The organism is uncultured Candidatus Kuenenia sp., from assembly GCF_900696675.1.
GTDB classification, from domain to species: domain Bacteria; phylum Planctomycetota; class Brocadiia; order Brocadiales; family Brocadiaceae; genus Kuenenia; species Kuenenia stuttgartiensis_A.
In genome coordinates, this window is the sequence record NZ_CAADGZ010000258.1 from 1 (window position 1) to 1680 (window position 1680).

Sequence of the window (1680 nt, forward strand, 5' to 3'; positions counted from 1 at the left end):
GATAATGGTTGTTATCTGTACAATGGTGGACATGCATATTGTAGAGAACAAGTCAAAATCCGGTAAAAAAATCTATCGATCTACCCTTCTGCGGGAATCGTACCGTGAGGATGGGAAGGTCAAGAAACGCACCATTGCGAATCTGTCGAATTGCACTCCCCTGGAGATTGAAGCGATAAGACTTGCACTCGCACATAAAGACGATCTCTGTGCATTGGGCGCATTGTCAGAATCGGTGAAACTCCATGAGGGTTTGTCTATGGGAGCAGCGTGGAGCGTGTACCAAGTGGCAAAGGAATTAGGGATAGAAGAGGCATTGGGAAAGGACTTTGAAGGAAAGCTGGCGCTTTGGCAAGTAATGGCAAGGGTAATAGGCCAGGGGTCAAGACTGTCTGCAGTAAGGCTGGCGCAGATACATGCTGCGGGTGACGTCCTGGATATGAAGCGTGGGTTTGACGAGAACAATCTGTACGATAATTTGTCATGGTTGTCAGAGAATCAGGCAAAGATAGAGCGAAAGCTGTTTGAGTTAAGACGAGGAGGCAATAAGCCGAAGTTGTTTTTGTATGACGTGACGAGCAGTTATTTAGAGGGGAAGTCGAATCATTTTGGTGAGTACGGGTATAATCGTGACGGCAAAAAGAGGAAAAAACAGATAGTGATCGGTATGCTTTGTGATGAATCCGGGGAGCCGGTATCAACAGAAGTATTTAGGGGCAACACCCAGGATCCGAAGACCTTTGAATCTCAGGTAAAGAAGGTATTAGAGCGGTTTGGATGCAAAGATGTAACGATTGTAGGAGATCGTGGGATGATCAAGACGGTGCAAATCGAAAGTTTGCCGTAAGGGTTTCATTACATAACGGCGATAACCAAGCCGCAGATAGAGTCGTTGATAAATAAAGGGATACTGCAATTAGGATTGTTCGAAGAAAAGCTCTGCGAGATAAAGGATGATGAGGTTAGATATATTCTGAGGCGCAATCCGGTAAGGGCGGAAGAGATGTCAAAGACCCGTGTATCAAAATTACAGAGTATAGAGAAATACATCGTGAAGAAGAACAGTTATCTGAAGGAACATCCTAAGTCGTCAGTATCGAAGGCACTGGAAACAACAAGGGAAAGGCTAACGAAATTGAAACTTGATGGGTGGGTGCAGATAAAAGAAGAGGATAGGACGCTAAAGATAGAGAGAGATGAGGAAGCATTAAAGGAGGCATCATACCTTGATGGTTGTTACGCAATCAAGACTGATCTTGAGGAGAACGAGGCGGATACCAATCTGGTACATGAACGATACAAGGATTTAACGGAAGTGGAGAAGGCGTTTCGGGACTGTAAGACGGTGAATTTGGAGGTTCGTCCGGTGTATGTAAGAAAGGAGGATAGTACACGGGGACATGTGTTTGTGGTAATGCTTGCGTACATGATAATTCGAAGGCTGCGCAGAGCGTGGAAGAATTTTGACTTGACGGTAGAGGAAGGTCTCGCACAATTGACGACCATTTGTTCGATGGAAGTAACAATCAAAGGCCAAAAAGCTAGTTGCCAGAAGATCCCGCGTCCGCGGCAACAATCACATGAATTATTAGAGGCATTACAGATAAAGTTGCCAGAAGTATTGCCAAGCCGGAACATACGGGTAGTCACTAGAAAAAAGCTTGCTGTTCGGCGTAAAAG

Annotated in this window: 1 protein-coding gene and 1 pseudogene; both read left to right on the forward strand. The window is 45.1% G+C overall.

Features of this window, described 5'->3' with window-relative positions; translation table 11 throughout:
* Positions 1–847 (forward strand): transposase (locus QZT26_RS17490; protein WP_295104011.1); only part of this gene is annotated, 847 nt, incomplete at its 5' end.
* A gap of 45 nt (positions 848–892) precedes the next feature.
* Positions 893–1680: pseudogene (locus QZT26_RS17495) on the forward strand (IS1634 family transposase); the annotation flags it as partial.